The organism is Hylemonella gracilis (genome assembly GCF_004328645.1).
Classification (GTDB): Bacteria; Pseudomonadota; Gammaproteobacteria; order Burkholderiales; family Burkholderiaceae_C; genus Hylemonella; species Hylemonella gracilis_B.
Map to the genome: position 1 here is coordinate 2,387,949 of NZ_CP031395.1, position 24,058 is coordinate 2,412,006.

Annotated in this window: 15 protein-coding genes, 1 tRNA gene and 2 pseudogenes; 8 read left to right on the forward strand and 10 right to left on the reverse strand. The window is 65.5% G+C overall.

Translation table 11 applies throughout. The annotated features are described in order from the left end of the window. Window positions 1-40: 40 nt before the first annotated feature. From DW355_RS11375 to DW355_RS11385, 3 genes are read right to left on the reverse strand one after another with little or no spacing between them, the layout of a single operon-like run. On the reverse strand, window positions 41-307 hold the full coding sequence (locus DW355_RS11375) for a phosphopantetheine-binding protein (protein WP_131280203.1): 267 nt from the start codon (window positions 305-307) through the stop codon (window positions 41-43). After that, complete coding sequence (locus DW355_RS11380; RefSeq protein ID WP_242671124.1) at window positions 294-1,199, reverse strand: lysophospholipid acyltransferase family protein; 906 nt, start codon at window positions 1,197-1,199, stop codon at window positions 294-296. The genes DW355_RS11375 and DW355_RS11380 overlap by 14 nt, the downstream gene beginning before the upstream one ends. A 10-nt stretch (window positions 1,200-1,209) precedes the next feature. Then, window positions 1,210-2,094 (reverse strand): beta-ketoacyl synthase chain length factor, encoded by an 885-nt coding sequence (locus DW355_RS11385; RefSeq protein ID WP_131280205.1) that lies wholly within the window; start codon window positions 2,092-2,094, stop codon window positions 1,210-1,212. A gap of 136 nt (window positions 2,095-2,230) precedes the next feature. Between DW355_RS11385 and dusA the strand changes: the two genes are divergently transcribed. After that, complete coding sequence (gene dusA, locus DW355_RS11390) at window positions 2,231-3,265, forward strand: tRNA dihydrouridine(20/20a) synthase DusA (RefSeq protein ID WP_242671125.1); 1,035 nt, start codon at window positions 2,231-2,233, stop codon at window positions 3,263-3,265. Window positions 3,266-3,296: 31 nt separating this feature from the next. On the opposite strand, the gene dnaE is transcribed toward dusA, so the two are convergent. The 4 genes and pseudogenes from dnaE to DW355_RS11410 form a co-directional block, all read right to left on the reverse strand. Beyond that, window positions 3,297-6,806, reverse strand: a complete 3,510-nt coding sequence (gene dnaE, locus DW355_RS11395; RefSeq protein WP_131280208.1) for a DNA polymerase III subunit alpha — start codon at window positions 6,804-6,806, stop codon at window positions 3,297-3,299. A 473-nt stretch (window positions 6,807-7,279) separates the two neighbouring features. Then, complete coding sequence (gene rpoD / locus DW355_RS11400; RefSeq protein ID WP_131280209.1) at window positions 7,280-9,622, reverse strand: RNA polymerase sigma factor RpoD; 2,343 nt, start codon at window positions 9,620-9,622, stop codon at window positions 7,280-7,282. Between the two features lie 403 nt (window positions 9,623-10,025). Beyond that, window positions 10,026-11,989: pseudogene (gene dnaG / locus DW355_RS11405) on the reverse strand (DNA primase). A gap of 47 nt (window positions 11,990-12,036) precedes the next feature. Continuing rightward, window positions 12,037-14,016, reverse strand: coding sequence for a gamma-glutamyltransferase family protein (locus DW355_RS11410; protein WP_131280211.1), 1,980 nt, complete (start codon window positions 14,014-14,016; stop codon window positions 12,037-12,039). A 214-nt stretch (window positions 14,017-14,230) separates the two neighbouring features. On the opposite strand from DW355_RS11410, the gene DW355_RS11415 reads away from it, so the two are divergent. Continuing rightward, window positions 14,231-14,307, forward strand: a tRNA-Val gene (locus DW355_RS11415). A gap of 101 nt (window positions 14,308-14,408) precedes the next feature. Here the strand turns inward: DW355_RS11415 and DW355_RS11420 are convergent. Next, entirely contained in the window at window positions 14,409-14,939 is a 531-nt protein-coding gene (locus DW355_RS11420; protein ID WP_131280212.1) for a DUF4148 domain-containing protein, read from the reverse strand. Window positions 14,940-15,211: 272 nt separating this feature from the next. On the opposite strand from DW355_RS11420, the gene DW355_RS11425 reads away from it, so the two are divergent. The 5 genes from DW355_RS11425 (at window position 15,212) to rimO (ending at window position 21,284) form a co-directional block, all read left to right on the forward strand. Continuing rightward, window positions 15,212-16,159 carry a LysR family transcriptional regulator gene (locus tag DW355_RS11425; protein ID WP_131280214.1) on the forward strand — a complete coding sequence of 316 codons (948 nt, stop codon included), beginning with the start codon at window positions 15,212-15,214 and terminating at the stop codon, window positions 16,157-16,159. A 2-nt stretch (window positions 16,160-16,161) separates the two neighbouring features. Continuing rightward, window positions 16,162-16,737 carry a polyhydroxyalkanoate synthesis repressor PhaR gene (phaR, locus tag DW355_RS11430; protein WP_242671128.1) on the forward strand — a complete coding sequence of 192 codons (576 nt, stop codon included), beginning with the start codon at window positions 16,162-16,164 and terminating at the stop codon, window positions 16,735-16,737. An 86-nt stretch (window positions 16,738-16,823) separates the two neighbouring features. After that, the gene (locus tag DW355_RS11435) at window positions 16,824-18,467 is read left to right on the forward strand and encodes a methyl-accepting chemotaxis protein (protein WP_131280215.1); all 1,644 of its coding nucleotides are present in this window, start codon (window positions 16,824-16,826) and stop codon (window positions 18,465-18,467) included. A 154-nt stretch (window positions 18,468-18,621) separates the two neighbouring features. Beyond that, complete coding sequence (locus tag DW355_RS11440; protein WP_131280217.1) at window positions 18,622-19,848, forward strand: cation:proton antiporter; 1,227 nt, start codon at window positions 18,622-18,624, stop codon at window positions 19,846-19,848. A gap of 2 nt (window positions 19,849-19,850) precedes the next feature. Beyond that, window positions 19,851-21,284 carry a 30S ribosomal protein S12 methylthiotransferase RimO gene (gene rimO, locus DW355_RS11445; protein ID WP_131282635.1) on the forward strand — a complete coding sequence of 478 codons (1,434 nt, stop codon included), beginning with the start codon at window positions 19,851-19,853 and terminating at the stop codon, window positions 21,282-21,284. A 99-nt stretch (window positions 21,285-21,383) separates the two neighbouring features. On the opposite strand, the pseudogene DW355_RS11450 reads toward rimO, so the two are convergent. Together DW355_RS11450 and DW355_RS11455 are read right to left on the reverse strand one after the other, a co-directional pair. Next, window positions 21,384-22,438, reverse strand: a pseudogene (locus DW355_RS11450) (extracellular solute-binding protein). Window positions 22,439-22,770: 332 nt separating this feature from the next. Continuing rightward, entirely contained in the window at window positions 22,771-23,331 is a 561-nt protein-coding gene (locus DW355_RS11455; RefSeq protein ID WP_131280218.1) for a phasin family protein, read from the reverse strand. A 308-nt stretch (window positions 23,332-23,639) separates the two neighbouring features. On the opposite strand from DW355_RS11455, the gene DW355_RS11460 reads away from it, so the two are divergent. Next, window positions 23,640-24,050: an acyl-CoA thioesterase gene (locus tag DW355_RS11460; RefSeq protein WP_242671129.1), complete on the forward strand. Its 411-nt coding sequence runs from the start codon at window positions 23,640-23,642 to the stop codon at window positions 24,048-24,050. The last annotated feature ends 8 nt before the right edge of the window (window positions 24,051-24,058 follow it).

The following is a 24,058-nucleotide window of genomic DNA, read 5'->3' on the forward strand; positions in this document are numbered from 1 at the left end:
CGCTGGATCGGATGTCGTCGGGTCAGGCGGCACCCGGCGTTCAGGGCTTCTGCGCGCCGGCGTTCTGCACGAAGGCAGCCAGGGCGCGCACGCTGCCGAAGTGGCGGCGGGTCTCCTCGGAGTCCGCGCTCATGGCCACGCCATAACGCTTCTGCAGGGCCAGGCCCAGCTCGAGCGCGTCGATGCTGTCCAGGCCCAGGCCATCGACGAACAGCGGGGCGGCCGGGTCGATGTCCTGCGGGCTCAGGTCTTCCAACGCCAGCGAGGAAATGATGAGCTCCTTGATTTCTTGCTCAAGTTGTTGCACGGGGACTCTCCTGAAAAAAATAGGAACTGAGGAATTCGGTCAGGCGGCGCGCGGCCAGGGCTTCGCCGGCGTTGGCCTCGCCGCGGGGCTGGGGGGTGTCGAGGAAGGGCTGGACGGCGATGTCGTCGCCGACTTCCAGCGTGAAATGGCTGGGCTGCGCGGGCATGCGCCACCACGGTTCGCCCTTGACCAGCATCAGCGGCGCACAGTGGATGCGCACCGGCGTGATGTTCAGCCGCCCGCGCACCGCGATCTGCGCCGCGCCGCGCTGCAGGCGAGGGCGCGCGACGCCATGCGTGTTGTCACTGGCTTGCGCTTCGGGGCGACGGGGGGTGCGGGTGCCTTCGGGGAAGATGATCAGGTTGTTGCCCGCTCGCACCGAGGCGATGCAATCCTCGACCAGGCCCGAACCGGAGTCGTTGCACACGTAGCCCGCGGCCTGGATGGGGCCGCGTGTGAAGGGGTTGCGCACCAGCGCGCCCTTGACGATGCAGTCGGCGCGACGCACCAGGGCCATCAGCAGGATCACGTCCAGCAGCGTGGGGTGGTTGGCCAGGATCAGCAGCCCGTCGCGGCGCAACTTTTCTGCCCCGCGGATTTCGCAGCGGATCACGCCGCAGCGGCTCAGAATGCCGACCAGCGCCGCGAAGGCGGCGTGGATGATGGCCTGGGCGGCGTTGCGCTTGCGGGCTTCATGGCGCAGCACAAGCGCCAACAGCGGGAAGACGAGCATCCGCAGGACCACGCCACCCGCGCCGAACACCAGGAAGCACAGCCCCGACGCCGTGACACGCCAGACGCGCGCCAGGCGTGCGCCCGTGCCGGTGTGTCTGCCCGTGTCTGCGCCCCTCGTGGCATCCGAGGCGGCCTCGGTCAGGTCCATGCCGCTCATCCCGCCTGCCTCACAGCGCCACGCCGGCCGCCGCGAACGCGGGGCGCAGGTGTTCCATCTGCCAGAGCTGCCCGCCCTCGCGGCGACGCCAGGGCAGTCCGTCGTCCAGGCGGGTGTCCGAGTTGTCCAGCGTGAGCAGGACAAAGCGCAGCAGATCAAGGCCGAAGGGCAATTCGGGCGCGCCCGCGTGGTCGCCGGCCTCGGTGTCCAGCAGTGACAGCCTGAAGCAGTCCGGGTTCGCATCGTGCGCCGTGGTGAGGCGCCAGGCCCAGGCCCAGGCCATGGCCGGCGTCGGGGATTCGACCGGGTCCGTGTAGCGGTCATAGGGCGGGGGCACGCCTTCCTCATGGCAGACCAGCATGACTTCGGGCGCGCCATCGGCCAGCAGGCTGGCGGCTTCGACCAGGCCGGCCGCCGCGCTGCAAGGGCCTGCCGCGACGGCGAGGTAGTTGGCGTGGTCGCCCCGGGCGATCGAGTACTGGGCACCGATGGCGTTGTGCACCGACAGGCCAAAGGCCGTGGGTGACATGGCCTGCCCGGCCGCGAGCGAATCCTGCAGTTCCAGGGTGCGCTGCGCGTCCCCGTAACCGGAAGCGAAGATCACCGGCACCGGCGGCATTTCAGATGCCTGCGGGTCGGAGGAGGGCTGGGCTGCGGAGCCGTTCGCGCCGCGTTCGCACCACCAGGCGGCCTGCACGGCCATGCGCCCCAGCGGGCTCAGGCGCCGGCGTGCCATGGCCGCCATTTCCGGGAGCGCGGGGAGGTCGCTGTCCAGTCCCTGGCGCAGTGGCAACCGTGGTTGCCGCGCCCAGGCCTGCCAATCCTGGGTTTGGTGCAGCCCGGGGGCGCAGGCGGCCCACGCGTTCAGGTGGAAGTGCAGGTGGAATGGGCGCATTGGACAGTACAAAGTCCATGGATTTTAAGTGGGGATCGCAGGTCCGCCCCCGGATAATCCGAGGATGCCTGTTTTTCCTCTTTCTTCCGCGTCGCCCGGGGCGATCGCTGCACCAGACGGATCGACCGCCTGGCGCATGTGTGTCGCGCCCATGATCGACTGGACCGATCGGCATTGCCGCTATTTCCATCGCCAGTTGAGTCGACGCGCGCGTCTGTACACCGAGATGATCACCACCGGCGCGCTGCTGCATGGCGACGTCGGGCGGCATTTGCGCTTCGATGCCTCGGAACACCCCGTGGCATTGCAACTGGGCGGCAGCGAACCGGCGGATCTTGCGGCCTGTGCGCGGCTGGGAGAGCAATGGGGTTATGACGAGGTCAACCTGAATTGCGGCTGCCCCAGCGAGCGCGTGCAGCGCGGCGCCTTCGGCGCCTGCCTGATGGCCGAGCCCCGGCTGGTGGCCGATTGCGTCAAAGCCATGCGCGACGCGCTCCAGAATCCAGAGCGGGTGCCCGTGACAGTGAAGCACCGCGTGGGGATTGATCGTGTCGAGAGCTACGACTTCGTGCGCGATTTCGTGGGCGCCGTCGCCGAGGCAGGCTGCACCACCTTCGTCGTCCACGCCCGCAACGCCTGGCTCAAAGGCCTGAGCCCCAAGGAAAACCGCGAGATTCCCCCGCTGCGCTACGAATTCGTGCACCGGCTCAAGCGGGACTTCCCTGCGCTTGCCGTCGTCATCAACGGCGGCCTCACGAGCGATGCGCAGGTACAGGAACATCTGCAGGGCGTCGCTTCGCCGCAGGATGCGACGGCCCCTATCGTCGGCGAGCAGGTCCCTCTGGACGGCGTGATGGTCGGCCGCGAGGCCTACCACAACCCCTGGTGGCTGGCGTCCTGGGACCGCCTTTACTTCGGCGAACCGGGGCCTGCCCAGTCACGCGAGGACGTCGAGGCGCGCATGGTCGACTACATGGTGCGCGTGCAGGCCGAGGAAGGCCTGGGCTGGTACGGCATCGCACGCCACATGCTCGGCTTGCGCCATGGCCTGCCGGGCGCGCGCCGCTGGCGGCAGGTGTGGAGCGACCATCGCCTGAAAGCCGAGGACCCGCGGCATGTGATGGCCCTGGCGCACGGCGCAGCGGATATCGCGCAAAGCGCGGTGGCGTGAGGGCGGTCGCGGTTGAGCCGTCGCGATCCCTCTACTCGTAGACCACCACCGCCTTGCCCTGGTCGGCCTCGGCCATCCAGCCCGCGAGCGCCGCGTCACTGGGGTAGAACCGGGTCTTTTCGTCTTCCATCTTCAAGGCGGACTGGTAGGTGCCGATTGCCTCACTGCCCACCTTGAGGGTGAAGCGCACGGGCAGGCCTCGCAGCAATTCCCCTTGCTCCGTCATTTCCCGTTGGGGCGGGTGATCGGTCAGCAGGCGGCGTACATCGGGGTAACGGCCAGAACTCAGGTTCACGGCCACGCTGAGGTACTTGCCGAAGCGGCAGCGCGCCGCTTCCAGGCTCCAGAGCTGGGTGACATTGAGCTGCAGACCACCCGAGAAACGGTCGGGCATGACCTTGGCCATGACGACGACGAGCTCGTCGTCCTTGAGCAGGTTCTTGTTGGCGTTCAGCAGGGCTTCATCCACGCGGGCGTCCAGCGCCACGCTCTTGTCGTCCAGCTTGAACAGGGCCAGCCGGCCGCGCTGCCCATTGATCACGCGCAGGTCGCTGACGATGCCGGCCAGCAACTGAGGCTCGCGCGTATCGATCAGTTCGGCGAGTTCGCGCTTGGCGAAACGCCGCACCTCGTGCGCGACTTCGTCGAACAGATGGCCCGAGAAGTAGAAGCCCACGGCGGTCTTCTCGTGGCTCAGGCGTTCCTTGACGCCCCAGGGCAGAGCCTCCACCAGTTCGGGCTCTTGCGTGCTGGAACCATGCGCGTCGGCGCCATCGTCGGCCGTCAGGTCGAACAGGCCGCCTTGGTTGGCGTTGGCGGCGGTGGCCGTCGCGAAATCGAAGGCGCGATCGATGGAGGCCAGCAGCGCGGCGCGGTTGAGGTTCAGGCTGTCGAAGGCGCCGGCCTTGATCAGGGCTTCGACCGTGCGTTTGTTGATGCGGGCGCGGTCCACGCGGTTGCAGAAGTCGTACAGGCTCTTGAAGGGGCCGTCCTCCTCGCGTGCCTTGACGATGGCCTCGATCGCCTGCTGCCCCGTGCCCTTGACGGCGCCCAGGCCGTAGCGGATCACCGAGTCGGAGACCGGCTCGAAGCGGTAATGGCCGCGGTTCACGTCCGGCGGCTCGAAGCGCATGCCCATCTTCTGCGCATCCTCGAACAGCACCTTGAGCTTGTCGGTGTCGTCCATTTCCACGGTCATGTTGGCGCAGAAGAACTCGGCCGTGTAATGCACCTTGAGCCAGGCCGTGTGGTAGGCCAGCAGCGAGTAGGCGGCTGCGTGCGACTTGTTGAAGCCGTAGCCCGCGAATTTCTCCATCAGATCGAAGATTTCGTCGGCCTTGTCCTGGGCAATGCCGTTGCCGGCTGCGCCCTTGCGGAAGATCTCGCGGTGCTGCGCCATCTCCTCGGCCTTTTTCTTGCCCATGGCGCGGCGCAGCAGGTCGGCGCCGCCGAGCGAGTAACCACCCAGGATCTGCGCGGTCTGCATCACCTGTTCCTGGTAGACCATGATGCCGTAGGTCTCGGACAGCATGTCGGCCACCAGCGGGTGCGGGTACTCGATTTCCTCGCGTCCATGCTTGCGCGCCACGAAGCTCGGAATCAGGTCCATCGGGCCGGGGCGGTACAGCGCGTTGAGGGCGATCAGGTCTTCCAGCCGCGTGGGTTTGGCGTCGCGCAACATGCCCTGCATGCCGCGGCTTTCAAACTGGAACACGGCTTCTGTCTTGCCGTCCTGGAACAGCTGGTAGGTGGCCTTGTCGTCCAGCGGGATGCTCTCGAAATTGAAGTGCTCCTGGCCCGGGTGCCGCTTCATGATGAATTCGCGCGCGATCTCCAGGATGGTCAGCGTGGCCAGGCCCAGAAAGTCGAACTTCACCAGGCCCACGGCCTCCACGTCGTCCTTGTCGTACTGGCTCACGGCCGCGTCGCTGCCGGGCTGCTGGTAGAGCGGGCAGAAGTCGGTGAGCTTGCCGGGCGCGATCAGCACACCGCCCGCGTGCATGCCGACGTTGCGGGTCATGCCCTCGAGCTTCTGCGCCAGTTCCAGCAGGTTTTTGACCTCGTCTTCCTTGGCCTGGCGCTCGGCGAGCTCGGGGACTTCCTTGAGCGCGCCGTCGATGGTGATGTGCTGGCCTGGCTTGTTGGGGATCAGCTTGCTGATGCCGTCGCAGAAGGTGTAGCTCATGTCCATCACGCGCCCCACGTCGCGGATGGCGGCGCGCGCGGCCATGGTGCCGAAGGTGGCGATCTGGCTCACGGCCTCGCGGCCGTAGCGCTCCTTCACGTACTCGATCACGCGGTCGCGGTTGGCCTGGCAGAAGTCGATGTCGAAGTCGGGCATCGAGACGCGCTCGGGATTCAGGAAGCGCTCGAACAGCAGCTTGTAGGCGAGCGGATCCAGGTCGGTGATCTTGAGCGCGTAGGCCACCAGCGAGCCCGCGCCCGAGCCGCGGCCCGGTCCCACGGGGCAGCCATTCGCCTTGGCCCACTGGATGAAGTCGCCCACGATCAGGAAGTAGCCGGGGAAGCCCATCTTCAGGATCGTGTTGATCTCGAATTCCAGCCGTTCCAGATAGCGCGGACGCTCGGCGTCGCGCTTGGTCGCGTCCGGATAGAGCAGGGCCAAGCGATCCTCCAGGCCTTCGAGCGAAGCCTTGCGGAAATAGTCTTCGATGGACAGGCCGCCCGGGATCGGGAAGTTGGGCAACTGCGGCTTGCCCAGGGTCAGCGTGAGGTTGCAGCGCTTGGCGATTTCCAACGTGTTGGCGAGTGCCGAAGGAATGTCGGCGAACAGCGCCTGCATCTGCGCGGCGCTCTTGAAATACTGCTCCCGCGTGAAGCGGCGCACACGCCGCGGGTTGCCGAGGATTTCGCCCTCGGCAATGCAGACACGGGCTTCATGCGCCTCATAGTCGTCCTCGGTGAGAAACTGCACCGGATGTGTGGCGACCACGGGTAACTTCAGCCGGGAAGCCAACTGCACGGCGGCGCCCACATGCGCTTCGTCGTCCGAGCGCCCCGCGCGCTGCAGCTCCAGGTAGAAGCGGTGCGGAAAGAGGGTGGCGAACTGCAAGGCCACATCATGGGCGCGGGCCGTGTCGCCTTGCACCAGGGCCTGACCCACGGCCCCGGCTTGCGCGCCGGACAGCACGATCAAGCCTTCGTGCAGTTCCTTCAGCCAGGCCAGCTTGACGATGGCCTGCGCCTTGTGGACGTTGCTGGTCCAGGCGCGTGCCAGCAGCTCGCTGAGGTTGAGGTAGCCCTGCTTGTTCTGCACCAGCAACAGCAGTCGACTCGTCACCTGCGCATCGGCCCCCAGGCCTTCGAGCAGGATCTCCACGCCGATCAGCGGTTTGACACCTTTGCCGCGCGCAGCCTTGTAGAACTTGATGGCCCCGAACAGGTTGTTGAGGTCGGTGATGGCCAGCGCGGGTTGCCCGTCTTTCGCGGCGGCATCCACCACATCGTCCACGCGGGTGGCACCATCGACGACGGAGAACTCGGTGTGGAGGCGGAGGTGGGAGAAGCTGGGCGTGGACATGCGGCTGATTTTAGTCAGTCACGCAGCTTTGCCATGCGTGCGGATCGAGCGGCGCGCGAGCCGCGCGCTGCGGCCAGTGCCCCTCATACGGGGGTGGTCTGCTTCGCAGACTCCTCATCGCCAGGACCATGAACGCCTTGTCCGGCATAACTCACTGTGCGCTTTCGGCGCTCCGTTCAAACACGATGCCGGAAGTCAGATGCAGGATACGCCGCACTTGCGGCGCCAAGGCGTTCATGGCCCAGACGACGCCACCCCCGAAATCGCGCCCTGGCCGCAGCGCGCGGCTCGCACAGGACAGGCGGTTATCGCGTCTTGTCGGCGCAGTCGACCGGCCCCGCATGAGCACCCCGGCGCGGGGCACGGCTCGCGCAAGCACCAAGCACGCTGGCATAAAAAAGAAAAAGCCCGCATCAACGATGCGGGCGTTAGGGGTACGGCGCTGAGACAGGCTCAGCGCGTGTGGTGCCTGATCACAGATTGTCCGTGAAGCTGCGCAGCTTGTCCGAGCGGCTGGGGTGCTTGAGCTTGCGCAGGGCCTTGGCTTCGATCTGGCGGATACGTTCGCGGGTCACGTCGAACTGCTTGCCCACTTCTTCCAGCGTGTGGTCGCTGGTCATCTCGATGCCGAAGCGCATGCGCAGCACCTTGGCTTCGCGTGGGGTGAGGCCATCGAGGATTTCCTTGACCACCTCGCGCAGGCCGGCCTGCATGGCCGCTTCCACCGGGGCGGTGTTGGCCGTGTCCTCGATGAAGTCGCCCAAATGGCTGTCGTCATCATCGCCAATGGGGGTTTCCATCGAGATCGGCTCCTTGGCGATCTTCATGATCTTGCGGATCTTGTCCTCGGGGATCTCCATCTTCTGCGCCAGCAGGCTGGCGTCCGGCTCGAAGCCGAACTCCTGCAAGTGCTGGCGGCTGATGCGGTTCATCTTGTTGATGGTCTCGATCATGTGCACCGGGATGCGGATGGTGCGAGCCTGATCAGCGATGGAGCGCGTGATGGCCTGGCGGATCCACCACGTCGCGTAGGTCGAGAACTTGTAGCCGCGACGGTACTCGAACTTGTCCACGGCCTTCATCAGGCCGATGTTGCCTTCCTGGATCAGGTCCAGGAACTGCAGGCCGCGGTTGGTGTACTTCTTGGCGATGGAGATCACCAGGCGCAGGTTGGCCTCGATCATCTCCTTCTTGGCCGCGCGCGAGGCGGCTTCGCCCTGGTTCATGCGCTTGTTGATGTCCTTCAGGTGCTCCAGCGGTACCACCACGCGGGCTTGCAGGTCGATCAGCTTTTGCTGGATGTCCTGAATGGGCGGGACGTTGCGGCTCATGATGCCGCTCCATGCCTTGCCCGCGCCGGCCTGCTTTTCCACCCACTTCAGGTCGAGCAGGTGAGATTTCGCCGGGTTGCCGTTCTTGTCGCGGCCGCCGAATTCGAGCACGAATTGTTCATGCGGGTAGCCGCAGCGGTCCACGATGATGCGACGCAGTTCGCGTTCCTTGTGGCGCACGTCGGCCACCTGGCCGCGAACCAGGTCACACAGCTTCTCGATGGTCTTGGCCGTGAAACGGATGGTCATCAACTCATCGGACAGGGCCTTCTGGTTCTTGACGTAGGTGGGCGAGCCGTAGCCCTCCTTGTCGTAGGCCTTGTGCACCTTCTCGAAGAGCGAACGGATGCGGTCAAAGCGTTCCAGCGCCTGATTCTTCAACTCCTCAAGTTTCTTGGTCAAGGCCTTGCTGCCGCCCTTGCCATCGTCGTCGTCGGCTTCGTCGTACTCGTCAAAGTCTTCCTCGGCCACGTAGTCGTCGCTCTCCTCGGCGTTGACGAAGCCGTCCACCACGGTGGAGATCACGACCTTGCCTTCGCGGATTTCCTCGGCCATGGCCAGCAGTGCGGCGATGGTGGTGGGCGAGGCGGAGATGGCCTCCATCATGTCCATCAGGCCGCCTTCGATGCGCTTGGCGATTTCGATTTCGCCTTCGCGTGTCAGCAGTTCCACCGTGCCCATTTCGCGCATGTACATGCGCACCGGGTCGGTGGTGCGGCCGAATTCGCTGTCCACGGTGGAGACGGCGGCTTCGGCTTCTTCCTCGGCTTCCTCCTCGGAGGCGGCCGTGGGGGCCGTGTTGTTGATGAGCAGGGTTTCCGCGTCCGGGGTCTGCTCGAAGACGGTCACGCCCATGTCGCTCAGCATGGCGACCACGACTTCCAGCGTCTCGGCATCGGCCAGCTTGTCGGGCAAGTGGTCGGAGATTTCGCCGTGGGTCAGGTAGCCGCGTGTCTTGCCGAGCTTGATCAGCAGCTTGAGGCGCTCGCGGCGCTTGGCCAGGTCTTCCTCGGACAGGACGGTTTCGTCCAGGCCGAACTCCTTCATCAGGGCGCGTTCCTTGGCCTTGCTGACCTTGATGCGCAGGGGCTTGACCTTCTCGGCCGCGCCGGTTTCCTCGGCCGCGGGTTCCTCGGCGAACTCGGCCTCGATGTCGGTCAGGTCTTCTTCCTCGGAGGCTTCGCCCGCCTTGGGCTTGCGACCGGGCTTGCCGGCGGCCTTCTTGGCCGGGGCACTGGCTTCGGCAGCGGCAGTCTTCGCCGGGCGGCCGGGTTTTTTCGTCACTTCGGCGTCTTTGTCAACTTTGGCTTTGGCGGATTTGGCGGGGGTTTTGGCGGCAGACACGGTGGGTGCTTTCGAGGAGGCTTTGACGGCAGTTTTGGCAGCGGCCTTGGCAACGGTTTTGGCGGATGGCTTCACGACAGCTTGGGCAGCGGTCTTGGCGGCAGGCTTCTTGGCCTTTTGTGCGGAATTTTGAGCGGGCATAGGTCAACCTCTGGACAGCAACCTGGGAACACAAACATCAAAAACACGGACAAACGAGAAAGAACACGCAGAAACACGACCGAAGACAGCAGCGCAGATGCGCGAACCGGTGCGGCAGGGGGCAGAGGAAGTTATCGGCAGCTCCCGCCTCCACGTTAAGCGCAGGGCGGGGCTTTGAATCCCTTCCTCGGACGGCAAGATGGGAGGGCGAACATTTGGTGTGCAGTCCTTGCGGTGAGCCCGGTGAGGGGGTGGCCCACATGCTGTGTTGACTGTGCGCGTGTTGGCTACAGTCGGCCTGGACCGGAGGTGCTGCTGTCGCTCTTGCCGAAGAGTCTAAGTTGTGGATTATACCCGCCCCTATCCGAAAACCCAGGCGTGGTGCGGATTTGCGGGGGATAGTTCAGGCTGCCGCGGCAGGGCTGGCCAGGTTTTTGATGCGTTCCTGGATCTCGCGGTATCGCCCGGGGTTGTGCGCTGCCAGGTCGGGTGTCTGCTCGGCCTTCAGCTGTTCAATCAGCATGGGTTTGAGCAGGCTGCGCAGCTCCTGGCTGGCCTCGGCCGCGTCGTCGGTCGGTGTCAGATCGGAGTTCATGAGCCGGTCGGCCAGGACGGGCAGGGGCATTGCGGGCTCCGGGTCAAAGCCCTCGTCCTCGGTCAGCTCGGCGTGTGTCTGCAAGGCTTGCCGCAACACGGCCCAGGGCTGGGGGCCGTGCTCGTGCAGCCAGGCTTCCAGCCAGCTCAGCAGGGCGCCGTGTTGGCCGGGCAGGCCGCAGAGCAGCGCTTGTTCCTCGCTGGAGAGTTGCTCCCACAGCCGATTGTGGACCAGCAGCAGGCGAACGGCGTGGTCGGCGCGCTGAGGGACCTGGCGGGCGCCGCCCCCACGGCGGCCGGTGCTGCCTTGGGATCGATACCCGCGTCCCGCGGCGGCGTAACCAGAGCTCGAGCGCCGTGCCATCGTGCCGTCGCGTGCCTCGGGGTCGCCAGCCTCCCGCCCGTTGGACGCGCCGCCGTGGCGTTGCGGCGATGATTTTGTCCGTGAGTCCGCCCAGAGGCTGCCGAGTTCCCGCGCATCCAGTTGGACCAGGGCTGCGATCTCGCCCAGCAGCTGGCGCTTGAGCGCGCCATCGGGCAAGGCTTCCCACAGGGGCTGCGCGTGGACACCCAGGCGCGCACGGCCTTCGGCGCTGCTCAGGTCACAGCCTTCACGCGCCGAATCGATCAGGAAGCGCGACAGCGGCGTGGCCTCGCTCACGCAATGGGCGAAGGCCTCGCGGCCATGCTCGCGGATATAGCTGTCGGGGTCGTGCTTCTTGGGCTGGGTCGGCAGGAACAAAAACTTCACCGAACGGGTGTCGCTGGCATAGGGCAGGGCGGCATCGAGCGCGCGGCGCGAGGCGCGGCGGCCGGCCTCGTCGCCGTCGAAGCTGAACACCACGCTGTCGGTGAAGCGGAACAGCTTTTGCAGGTGGTCCGGGGTGCAGGCCGTGCCCAAGGTCGCCACGGCGTTCGGAAAACCCAGCTGCGTCAGCGCCACCACGTCCATGTAGCCTTCGGTGACCAATACGTAACCCGCGTCGCGGATCGCGTTGCGCGCCTCGAATAGACCATAGAGTTCCAGCCCCTTGCTGAAGACTGGGGTCTCGGGGAGTTCAGGTATTTGGGTTTCTCGTCGCCCAGCACGCGCCCGCCGAAGCCGATGCATTCGCCCTTGATGTTGCGGATGGGGAACATGATGCGGTCACGGAAGCGGTCGTAGCGCTTGCCTTCGCCCTTGGCCGCCGCGCCGTCCTCCGCCTCGCTGCTGATGACCAGCCCGCTTTCGACGAGCAAAGGCTCGTCGTAGCTGGGGAACACGCTGGCCAGCGCGCGCCAGCCCTCGGGCGCGTAGCCCAGGCCGAAACGCAGGGCGATCTCGCCCGACAGGCCACGACCCTTGAGGTAGGCGATGGCGCGGGGTGAGCTTTTCAGGTGCTTGCGGTAGGCAGCCCCGGCCTTTTCCAGGGTCTCGGACAGGGTGGCCTGCTTCTGGCGCTGGGCCGCGGCGCGCTCGCGCTGCTGAGGCGTGCTGTCGTCCTCGGGCACTTGCAGGCCATAGTGCTGGGCCAGGTCGCGGACCGCCTCGACGAAGCTGGCACCCGTGTGCTCCATCAGAAAACCGATGGCGTCACCGTGCTTGCCGCAGCCGAAGCAGTGGAAGAACTGCTTGGTCGGACTGACCGTGAAGGAGGGCGATTTTTCAGCGTGAAAGGGGCACAGGCCCATGAAGTTCGCGCCGCCCTTCTTGAGCTGCACGTAACGTCCCACGACTTCCACCACATCGGCACGCGCGAGCAGCTCCTGGAGGAAGGTGGAAGGGATGGCCATGCCCACATTCTAGGAAAACGGGCCGGACCGGGTGATTCGGGGCTGGCCTACTCTCCTCGAACCGTGCCTTCACGCCGAGGGTCGGCACCGCCTTGCAGTCGCCCGTTGCCCAGCACCTCGATGGCTTGCAGTCCACTCGTCAGGGCCTGCTCGTGCACCGTGTGACCGCGCCGCTGCAAGGATTTGAGCGTGGCGGGCGGAAAACGACCTTGTTCCAGCAACACGGGTGCGTCGTTACTGGCGGACAGCACCGCGAAGTTGGGCAGATTGATGGCTTGCTGGACGTCCAGGCCCCAGTGCAGCACGCCGTAGAGCATCTTGCCGGTGTAGTGGATGATGGACGCACCGCCCGGGCTGCCGCCGGAGAACAGCAATTCCCCACGCGGACGGCTGAACACCAGCAGCGGCGTCATGGACGAACGGGGGCGCTTGCGGGGCTCCACGCGGTTGGCGATCACCACGTCCGTGCCTGCGCTGCCTCGGGGCACGAAGCTGAAGTCGGTGAGCTGGTTGTTGAGCAGGAACCCTCCCACCAGACCTTGTCCGCGGTTGACCATGACCTGCGCGCCCCAGACGGCCTCGACACTGCTGGTCATGGCCAGCGCGTGGCCCTGGCCGTCGACGATGCTGATGTGGCTGGTGCCGTACTCCGGCTGTGCCGGCATGGGGGCCAGCCTCGGTCGGGCGCCGGTTTCGCGGCCCAATCCGGCGTAGGGCGCGAGGCCCTGGTCCTCGCTGTTGCGTTCGACGCTCATGGGGATGCCCGCGGGGGCTTCCTTCATGCGTGGTGCGCGGGGGCTGAGGTTCATCAGCTTGGCGCGCTCGGCAAGGTAGTCCGGTTCGAGCAATGCCATCCAGCTGGGGCCGGGCGGGGGCACGTAATCCGGGTCGGCCACGTAAAGGGCGCGGTCTGCCATGGCAAGGCGGGCGGCCTCTGCATACAGGTGCAGCCATTCGGCGGAAGGCAGCGGTCCCGCATGGGGCTTGGGCGGCTTGCGTTGCATGGGCAGCGTTGCGGCGGGCGTGCGCGCCAGGATGCCGAAGATCTGGCCCAGTGCCAGCGTGCCGGAACTGGGGGGCGGCATGCCGCAGATTTGCACGTCGCGCGTTGCGCTGGCACCGCGCCGTGGCTTGCTGTCGGGGCTGTTGCGGGCCTGATAGACGAAGCACAGGGGCGGGCGCACCAGCGCTTCGTACTCCGCCAAGTCGGTCAGGGAGAGATGGCCTGGGTTGCGCGGGTGCCCGCGCACCTTGCGCACGATGGCGGGCGCGATGTCGTCCGCCTGCTCGCCCCGATAGAAGGCGTTGGCACCTCCGTTGGCGATGCGCCGCAGCACGGCTGCCAGCTCCGGGTTGCGCAGCTTGTGTCCCACCGGCCAGGGCTGGCCCGCGCTGTCGAAGAAATAGGCCGCGGCCACCGGGTCTTGCCGCAAGGCATTGGGCTCACTCAGTTGCGTGTGCAGGCGTGGACTCACCGGAAAACCTTGCTCGGCCAGCGCGATGGCAGGCTCGAACAGCTGTTTCCAGGGCAGGCGACCATGCTGGCCGTGGGCCAGCTCCAGCATGCGCAGCAGCCCGGGCGCGCCCACGGCGCGTCCACCGATGGACGCCTCGGCAAAGCCCAGGGGCTTGCGTTGCGCATCGAGAAAGAGGTCTTCGTCCACGTCGGAGGGCGCGGTTTCCCGGCCGTCGTAGCTCTCCGTGATCTGTCCGTCGTGGTGCAACAGGAAGGCGCCGCCGCCGATGCCGCTGGCCTGTGGCTCGACCAGCGTCAGCACCATTTGCGCGGCGATCGCGGCGTCCATCGCGCTGCCTCCCGCGCGCAGCATGGCGTAGCCAGTGTCGGTGGCCAGCGGGTTGGCCGTGGCCACGGCGTAGTACTTGCCATTCCAGGGCTTGTCGTCGCCTTTCTGCTGGCTCCGAGCCACCGGATGCAATGCGAACAAGGCCAGCAGCAAGGCCAAGCGAGCCACGCGCGGGGACAGGATGGGCGCGCGGGCCAGGAGATCGCGGCGAAGTGGTCGCATGGGAGGGGTGCAGTGAGGACGTGGCGATGGACTGCCGCGCTTCAAACCAGGCTTGGGCGATGCCGAGACAGAAAAAACGCGTGCCTGGCGATTATGGAGAGCTGTCGGGTCTGCCGAGCTTGCGGGTGGTGCAGCGCGTCGCAGGGGGAATGGTGAAAGTGGGTGTCAGGATTGCTGCTATACTCGTGATCTCTCTGCAAAACAGGGAGACAACAGGCGCGTAGCTCAGCTGGTTAGAGCACCACCTTGACATGGTGGGGGTCGTTGGTTCGATTCCAATCGCGCCTACCAGACAAAAAAGGCCCCGGTTCATCACCGGGGCCTTTGTTTTTTCAGCAGCCACCACACGCCGCGCAGGCGTTCGACGGTTCAACTGCTGTTTCGCGTGTCGATCACATGCGCGTGGCGCGCGTCGATTCGGCCTGAGCCGCTTGCATGCGCACGGCCGCCTTCTGCGTGTAGAAGCCCGGGAAAAGCTGGTTCAGCGTCACATTGCCTTCGCTGCCGACCACGATGTCGCCGCTGCGCACGGCTTCAGCCAGTTCGGCACGGACTTCGGCGCGGCTCTTGCCCGTGGTGGCGACTTGCGGGTACAGGTCCGGGCGTTGTTCGTTCAGCTTCAAGCCATCTTCACTGCCTGCCGCGACGATGTCACCGCTGCGCACGGCCTGGGCCAGCTCGGCCAGCACCTGTGCGCGGCTCTTGCTGGCTACGGCGGGGTGTGCGTAGAGATCAGGGCGTTGTTCATTCAGCTTGAGGTTGCTGTCGTCATTGGACAGGATGTCACCCGTGCGAATGGCTTCGGCCAGTTCGGCGCGGACCTGGGCGCGGGTCTTGGCGGGGGCATCGGTGTCGGCGAAGGCCGGGGTGGCCAGCAGAGCGGCCAGTGCGATGGCGGAGAGAGAGGCGTAAGAGCGGTTCATGATGACTTCCTTGTCTGCTTCATGCGGTCGGCGGGTCGATCTGACCGGGCTCAAGGCCGTATGGAGTCGGTTGCTCGATGAAGCGGGTCGGTGAAACAGAATCAGAGAGCGTCGCTGCGTCGATGGGATGAACTGTAAGATTTCTAAAACAATAGATAAATTGGCGTTTCGGAAGTTCGATATTCCTGAATTCGGAATAATGTGACCTTGAATTGGGAAAGCCTGGACCCAGTCTTGGTTCAGGATCCCGCTGTTTTTTGGGAGGCATGACGATGGATCGCCTGCAGGCAATGAGGGTGTTTGAGCGCGTGGTGGACGAGGGCGGATTCGCGGCTGCCGCACGATCCCTGGACATGTCGGCGCCGGTGGTGACCCGCCTGGTCGCCGATCTGGAGTCGCAGCTCGGCACGCGCCTGTTGCAACGGTCCACCCGCCGTGTCTCGCTGACCGAGGCTGGCCAGTCCTACCTTGACAGGGTGCGACACATCCTGCAGGACGTGGACGAGGCCGATGCGGCGGCCGGCTCCCATGCCACGGAACTGGCGGGCGTGCTGCGCCTGCATGCCCAACCCCTGCTGGCGAGTTTCCTGCTCGCGCCTTTGATCAGCGAATTTCGCCAGCGCCACCCCCGCATCCACTTCGACATCGAGGCGGATTTCGTCGGCAGCGCATCCATCGAGAACTTCGACATCACGTTGATGGTCACCGACGAGCGGTTCGACGGCGATGTGGTGGCGCGCAAGGTCGTCGAAAGCGAGATGATCCTGATCGCCTCGCCCCGCTACCTGGCCCGCTGCGGCACGCCGCAGACTCCGGCGGAACTGAGCGGCCACGATCTCCTGCGCTTGCGGCCCAGGCCGGGTGACCGGCCGCGCATGGTCCGCATGTGGCAGCCCGAGGCGCCGGAAGAGGTCATGGAGATCCAGCCTCGGCCTGCTTTCACCTCCAACCATGTCGACACCCTGTTGCAGGCCGTGCTCAGTGAGGCTGGCATCGGCTCCATGGCCGTCGATCTGGTGGCACCTTATCTGGCGCGGGGTGATCTGGTGCGCGTGCTGCAGCCCTGGGTCACTGGCCGTGCCGTGGTGTATGCCGCCCTGCCCAGTCGCAAGTTCATGCCCCGGCGCACGCGGGTCTTTCTCGATTACCTGGTGGAGGAAACCCGCAAACAGCAGGCCGAGGTCGCCACGCTGCTGGGTTGCCCGCAGGGTAAACTTTGACCATGAAAACCGGCCCTGCCAGCGCTGATGCCCAGCCCGAACCCGGCCCCAGGGCTGGCGCCGCCGATGCCGCCGAGGCCTCATCGGCCGGACCGGAGCGGGTCATCAAGAAGTACCCCAATCGGCGCCTCTACGACACGCAGACGTCCAGCTACATCACCCTGGTCGAGGTCAAGCAGCTCGTGATGGCGCAGCAGCCCTTCGTGGTGCGCGACGCCAAGAGCGGGGACGATCTGACGCGCAGCATCCTGCTGCAGATCATCCTGGAGGAAGAGGCTGGGGGAACGCCCCTGTTTTCCACGCAGATGCTGGGCCAGATCATCCGTTTCTATGGTCATGCGATGCAGGGCTGGATGGGGGGCTACCTCGAGAAGAACATCCAGACCTTGCATGAGATGCAGACCCGCATGACGGCCCTGGGCATGGCGCAGAACATGGCCAAGAGCGTGGAAGACTCCACCCAGCGCTACCTGCAGGCGCAGGAGCAGATGCAGCGCCAGGTTCAGGACCAGATGCAGAAGCAAACCGAGCAGATGCTGGGTCTGTTCGCGGCCATGCGGCGCAATCCCGGACGCTGATCACGGAACCGTAACGTTTCTGTCAAATGGCGCGGGCACACTGAGCCGCGCCATGCATTCCGCATGGTGGCCCGAGAGTGTTGTCCATGCGCATGTTTCTGAAGGTAAGCACGGCCCTGACGGCGACGCTGACCCTGTTCGTCCTCTGTTTCGCGCTGTCCGCTGGCGCGGCGATGTGGATCTTCCAGCGCGATCGCCAGGCCATTGAACAGCTGGGGCGCGACAACATCGAGCGCGCCAGCGAGATCAGTGACCTGAGCAGTCGCCTGTTCCTGGCGCGCGCGGATCTTGGGCAGGCCAAGATCCAGATGGAAAGCGGCATGGAAGAAGGCCGCGACGACATGCTGCGCCGTGCCGATGCCTTGTTGGCTGGCGCGCGCGAAAGCCTGGAGCGCCTGGAGGGCAAGCCGGACGGTTCCCCCACCGGTCGTCCCCTGTTCGAGGCGCTGCTGAGCGCGGCCCGGCAACTCGAAGGCACGTCCCTCACGCCCTTGCGCAAGGCTGTCCAGGGTTGGAATGGCATCGAGGCCAACAAGCTCGCCGGGCCGGCGCTGACGCAATCGTCCCAGCGCTACGTCGAGGCCGTGGGTGCTTTCCAGGCCTATGCCCTGGCCCAGGGCCGCGAGGCGGTGGCCGAAGCCGCGCGCATGCAAGCGCGCGCCATGGTGGGCGCCGTGTTCGTGCTCGTGGCCGTGGTCCTGCTCGGACTCATGCTGCGCCTGATGTTCGGTCGCATCATCCTCGCGCCGCTGCGCGAGGCCGGTCAGCACTTCGACCGCATGGCTGATGGTGACCTCACCGGCGTCATCCACGACCGGGGGCACAACGAGATCGGCGGTTTGTACCGGGCGATGGCGCGCATGCAGTCGGGCCTGGGCGGGGCGGTGACCCAGGTCCTGCAGGGGGTCGAGCAGATCACGGCCGGCACCGGCCGCATCGCGCAGACCAGCCAGGGCATGTCTGCGCGCAGCGCGCAACAGGCGGACGCCTTGCGCCAGGTGTCCGTCAACCTGGCGCAGCTGTCCGAGACGGTCACCCGCAATGCCCGCCATGCGGGCGCGGCCAGCCAACAGGCGCGCGAGGTGGCCCGCCTGGCTGGCGCGGGGGGCGCCGAGGTGGACACGGTGGTGGCCAGCATGGAGGGCATCGCCGCCGTCTCGCAGCGTATCGGCGAGATCGTTGGCGTGGTCGATGGCATCGCATTCCAGACCAATCTGCTGGCCCTGAACGCGGCGGTGGAAGCCGCGCGGGCCGGGGAACTGGGCAAGGGCTTCGCCGTGGTGGCGTCCGAGGTGCGCCAACTAGCGCAACGCAGCGCAGAGGCGGCGCGGGAAATCAAGGCCCTGATCGACACGGCCAACCAGCGCGTGACTCAGAGCGTGCACCAGGTCGGGCAGGCAGGTGTCACGATCGCGCGGGTGGTGCGCTCAGTGGACCAGGTGACGGAGATCGTCGCCGACATCTCCTCCGATAGCGCTCGCCAGGCCGACGACGTGACCGCATTGAGCGGCACCCTGCGCGAACTGGAGGCGCAGAGCCGCGACACCGCCGTTGGGGTGGCGCAAGCCGCCGACGGCGCGCGTGCGCTGGCGGATCAGGCGCGGGGACTGCGTACGGCGGTCGCGGTGTTCCGGCTGGACGTCTCGTCCACGCCGCGCTTGACCGGTTCCACGCCCGGGCCGGGCCTGTCCGAGCCGGCGCGCGCGCCTGCAGCGTCCGAGCGGGCTTGAAGCCTCGGGCCCAGCGGATCGGCTTCACCGGTCTCTGGGGAATTGCGCCGACCGAACGCCAGGCCCCCCATGCCCGATACAATGCCAGCCCTCGCGCGGCCCGGGCTCTTTGCCTTTCCGCGTGGCGCAAGCCTCCCGTCCGAGCAAGGTGTTCATGGCCCATTCAGCGATCCTGATTGTTTCTATCTTTCTGCTGCTGGCCTTCGCCATCGAGCGCTTCAGTGCCTGGTTGCGCTTGCCCTCGGTCATCGTCTTGGTGGGCCTGGGATTCGCCGTCAAACCCTTGTTGGGCCTGCTGGGCCATCGCCTGAATGGGGTGGACGTGTTGGTGCCGGTGCTGGGGGCGGTGGGGCTGATCCTGATCGTGCTCGAGGGCGCCTTTGACATCGAACTGCGGCGTGATCGCTTGACTCTGGCCGGTCGCGCCTTTGGCATGGCCCTGGCCGGCCTGTTGTTCTACATGGCCGTGTTCGCCGCATTGGCGATGCTGGTGCTGGGCTGGCCGCTGTTCACGGCCCTGTTGCTGGCCGTGCCCTTCGCCATCATCAGCAGCGCGGTCGCGATTCCGAGCAGCCAGTCCCAACCGGGGGCCGTGCGCGAGTTCGTGGTCTACGAAAGCTCCATCTCCGACATCCTGGGCGTGCTGGTGTTCTTCGCGCTCTTGCATTCCGGCGGCACGGTCGGGGGCTTGCTCGGCGGTCTGATTGGCGGCGGCGTGCTCTCCCTCTTGTTGGCGGCGGTGTGCTCGGTCGGCCTGGTGCTGGTGCTGATGCGGGTCGATGGCCACATCCGTTTCGTGCCCTTGCTGGCCGGGCTGTTCGGCCTGTACGCGGTGGGGGAGTTGCTGCACCTCTCACCGCTGATCATGGTGCTGCTGTTCGGTCTCGTGCTCAACAACCCGCGCCTGATCACCCGCATTCCCGGCCTGCGCGGCTGGATGGACGACAGCTACGACGCGACCCTGGACCAGTTCAAGGTGCTGGTGCAGGAACTCACCTTCGCGGTGCGCGGTGTCTTCTTCATCCTGCTGGGTTATTGGACAGAACTGGCCGACCTGGTTGCCTGGCAGGCCTGGGTGACGGCGGCGCTGGCGCTGGCCGTGATTTACGGCGGACGCCGCCTGCTGCTGGCGTTCGCGCGACAACAGGCGGCCGAGGTATTGCTGTGGTTCGCGCCGCGCGGCCTGATCACCGTGCTGCTGTTCCTGAACGTACAGGCGCTCAGCGGAGCCGATGCCCCGGGCGCGATGGCCGTGCCGCCCCTGCCAACTTATTTCTCGGGCGCCGTGCTCATCGTGGTGCTGGTGTCCACCGCCTTGGTCGCGATGGCGCGCCGGCAGACGGGCGCTACCGAGGCTTCAACCGTGAATTCTTCGATATGAACATGCAAACTTCCGTGGATGCTGCCACTACACCCGCGTCGGCTTTGTCGGCGGCACCCAAGGTTGGTTTTGTCAGCCTGGGCTGCCCCAAGGCCCTGACCGACTCCGAGCTCATCCTCACGCAACTGAGCGCAGAGGGCTACCAGACTTCCAAGACCTTCGCCGGCGCGGACTTGGTCATCGTCAACACCTGTGGTTTCATCGACGATGCGGTGAAGGAAAGTCTGGACACGATCGGCGAAGCGCTGGCCGAGAACGGCAAGGTCATCGTCACGGGCTGCCTGGGGGCGCGCACCGTGGGCGGGAGTGAAGGCGGCGAGGGCGGCGCCAACCTCGTACGGCAGATGCACCCCAGCGTGCTGGCCGTGACGGGGCCACACGCCACGCAGGAGGTGATGGACGCGGTGCATCTGCACCTGCCCAAGCCGCACGATCCTTTCCTGGACCTGGTGCCGGGCGGTTTTGGCGAGGCGGGTCTGAAGCTCACGCCGCGCCATTACGCCTACTTGAAGATCAGCGAAGGGTGCAATCACCGTTGCACCTTCTGCATCATCCCCTCGATGCGCGGCGACCTCGTGAGCCGTCCGGTTGGTGATGTGTTGAAGGAGGCAAAGGCCTTGTTCGAGGGCGGCGTGAAGGAGTTGCTGGTGGTGAGCCAGGACACCTCGGCCTATGGCGTGGACGTGAAGTACCGTACCGGTTTCTGGGACGGCAAGCCGGTGAAGACGCGCATGCTCGACCTGGTGCAGGCCCTGGGCGAGCTGGCCGCGCAGCACGGCGCCTGGGTACGCCTGCACTACGTCTATCCCTACCCGCACGTGGACGACATCCTGCCCCTGATGGCGCAAGGCCTGGTGCTGCCTTACTTGGACGTGCCTTTCCAGCATAGCCATCCGGAGGTATTGCGGCGCATGAAGCGCCCGGCCAGTGGCGAGAAGAACCTGGAGCGCATCCAGCGCTGGCGCGAGATCTGTCCCGAGCTCGTGGTGCGCAGCACCTTCATCGCGGGTTTTCCAGGCGAGACCGAGGAAGAGTTCGCGCACCTGCTCGACTTCGTGCGCGAGGCCCAGATCGACCGTGCCGGGTGTTTCGCCTACAGTCCCGTGCGTGGCGCGGCGGCCAATGAACTGCCGGGGGCCTTGCCGGACGCGTTGCGGGAGGAGCGGCGCCAGCGTTTCATGGCCGTGGCCGAGGAGGTCTCGATCGCGCGCCTGCAGCGGCGCGTGGGGGCGACCATGCAAGTCTTGGTGGATTCCGCGCCCGGCCTGGGCAAGAAGGGCGGCGTGGGTCGCAGCTACGCCGATGCGCCGGAGATCGACGGCACCGTGCGTCTGTTGCCGCCCGAGAAAATCAGCAAAACCCTGAAGGCCGGGGAGTTCACCAAGGCGCGCATCGTCGCAACCGACGGGCACGACCTCGTGGCCATGCCGATCTGAGCCTCGCGCATCGGCATCTGTTTAGCCCACAAAAAACGGCCATGGCGAAGATGCCATGGCCGTTTCCATTGGGGCTATGCCGGGGCTGCCAGTCGCGGCTTACTTGAAGCCGACCCGGTCCAGCATTTGTTGAACCTGGATCGTGTTCTTGCCGACCGCGCTGATCGGGATGGTTTCACTCTTGAACCCTGAACCGACCATGCGTTGCAGCGCCAGGTTGTTCGGCTTCATGCCGCGCGCGGCGGGCCATTCGTTGTTGGCGTTGGAAAACACGTCCTGGGCTTCCGGGCTGGCCAGGTATTCGAGGAACAGGATGGCATTGGCGCGGTTGGGGGCATGCCGCGCCACTGCGGCACCCGCGATGTTCATGTGCGTGCCCCAGCTGTTCTGGTTGGGGAACACGACTTCCACCTTGTCGGCGACCGCGCGGTCTTCCGCGGCGCTCGCGTTCATCAGGCGCGCCAGGTAATAGCTGTTGGTGACGGCGATCGCGCATTCCCCGAGGCGACTGCGCGAATCTGGTCCGTGTCACCGCCCTTGGGGTCACGGGCCATGTTGGCTACCATGCCCTTGAGCCAGGCTTCCGTCTTGGCCTCGCCCATGTGTTCCAGTACCGCGCCGAAGAGCGACAGGTTGTAAGGGTGCGAGCCGGAGCGGATGCACAGCTTGCCCTTGTTCTTGGGATCACCCAGTTCCTCGTAGGTGTCCACGTCCTCGCGCTTGACCTTGCGCGGGTCGAACACCACGACGCGAGCACGCGTGGAGAACCCATACCAGCTGGCCGCGCCGTCGGCATTGGCGGTTCCGTGCAGGTTCAGGGGAATGGCCGCGTCCAGCACGGCGGACTTGACCGGTTGGTACAAGCCCATGGCCTCGCCGCGGTAGAGGCGCGCGGCATCGACCATCAAGATCACGTCCGCCGGAGATGCAGCACCTTCGGCGCGCAGACGGGCAATGATGCCGGCATCGTCCGAGTCGACCCGTTGAATCTGGATGCCTGTTTTCTTGGTGAAACCAGCGTAGAGAATGTCGTCGCTGGGGTAATGCCGGGCGGAATAGACATTCAGCACCTGCTGAGCATGCGCGGCGCCACCAAGCAGCAGTAGCAGGGCGCCCAGACGGCGAGCAAAAGGAATAAAGGCGAAGAGCTTCATGGAAATTGTTCTCGGGAACGGTGAAGCCCGCATCTTATATTTGATGAGAATTGTTCTCAGTAAATGTCAGAAAGCTGGAGGGATTTGGCGGGCCTGTCGAGACAGGCAAAAAAAAGCCCCATCCGAGGATGGGGCCTTGAAGGGATCCCTGAAGCCTGAGCTTACGAAAGGACCCGAGGAGACAAACGGTGGAAATTGATCAACGAAACTTCATGAATGTCAATTCATAAAGCGAAATCAACTTCCGATGAGTGAATTATGTCAGGGTTTCCACCGGTCTGTACAGTCGGCGACTGTAAATCCTTGTAAAAAACAGGGCCGGTGCTGCCTGTTCAAGCGCGCTTCTTGGCCTTGCCGGTTTCAACCGCACCGGAGGCGGCATCCATGGCGCTGGCAGTCGCTGCCTTGATGTTCGATTCCGCCAGGGCTGCGGCTTGCTTGGCGGATTTCTGCGCGCTTTCCAGCACATTGTTCGCGGCTGCGACGGCGCTCTTGAACAGGGCCACGGCGGTTTCCGAACCGGCCGGCGCGTTCTGGGCCGTGCTGTCCACCAGGTCCTGGAATTTCTTCTGTACCTCGGCGAACTGCGCTTCGAAGGCCTTGCTGAACTCCGCGCCAGTGGTGGTGGAAATCTCGTACACCTCGCGACCGTAGCTGGCCGCCTTTTCGCTCAGCGGCTGCAGCAGGCTGGAGGGCAGGGTCAGCAATTCTTGTGGATCTTTGACGCTCAGCATGGTCTGGGTCTGGCTGGCGGTATCGGCCAGCAGAGCCTTGCTGGCGGCCAGATGCAGCTCCACCAGTTTTTCAATGCCTTCAAAAGCCTTGCTGGTCAGGCCGAAGAGGGATTCGATGTTGGCCTTGTTGGTGGCCAGGACTTGTTCAGCGGTCAGCATACGGTACTCCTTGAGGAAACGGTTTCAGAACGATTTCGACACCACGGGGCTCACGCGATATGTTGCACTGCAACATGCGGCCCATTGTAGGGAGACGGTGCTCGGACACAAGGCTTTTGAGCCCTGTTTCGACGCTTTAGGGGCCAAGCCCTAATGGGGCGGTGCGGACGGGGCTGGCAGAATGCCGCCTCATGACGGAAAAGACGGGCAAGGCCCCCGGGCAGACAACTTCACAGGTGGGGCCGACGCGCCCCAGAGCCGAAAGGCGAGAGGCATACCGGGTGTTTCGCACGCTCGGAACGCGATGGATGGACAACGATGCCTATGGTCACGCCAACAACGCGGTCTATTTCAGTTGGTTCGACACGGCGGTCAACGCCTGGTTGATTGATCAGGGCCTGCTGGAAGTCGAATCGGGCCAGACCATTGGCCTGGTGGTTGAAAATCATTGCAATTACTTCGCCTCCCTGGGTTTTCCTCAGGACATCGAGGTCGGCCTGCGGGTCGGCCATGTGGGCAGCAGCAGCGTGCGTTACGAAATCGGCATCTACGCCCCGCAGGCGCAGACCGCTGCTGCGCAAGGTCATCTGGTGCATGTGTACGTGGACCGGCACACGCGTCGTCCGGTCCCGCTGCCGGCGGCGCTGCGGGCGGCGACGTTGGCCTTGAGCGGGGAAGGGCGGGTCATGACATCGTTTGGTAACAAGGAAAAAGAGTAGATGGGCGC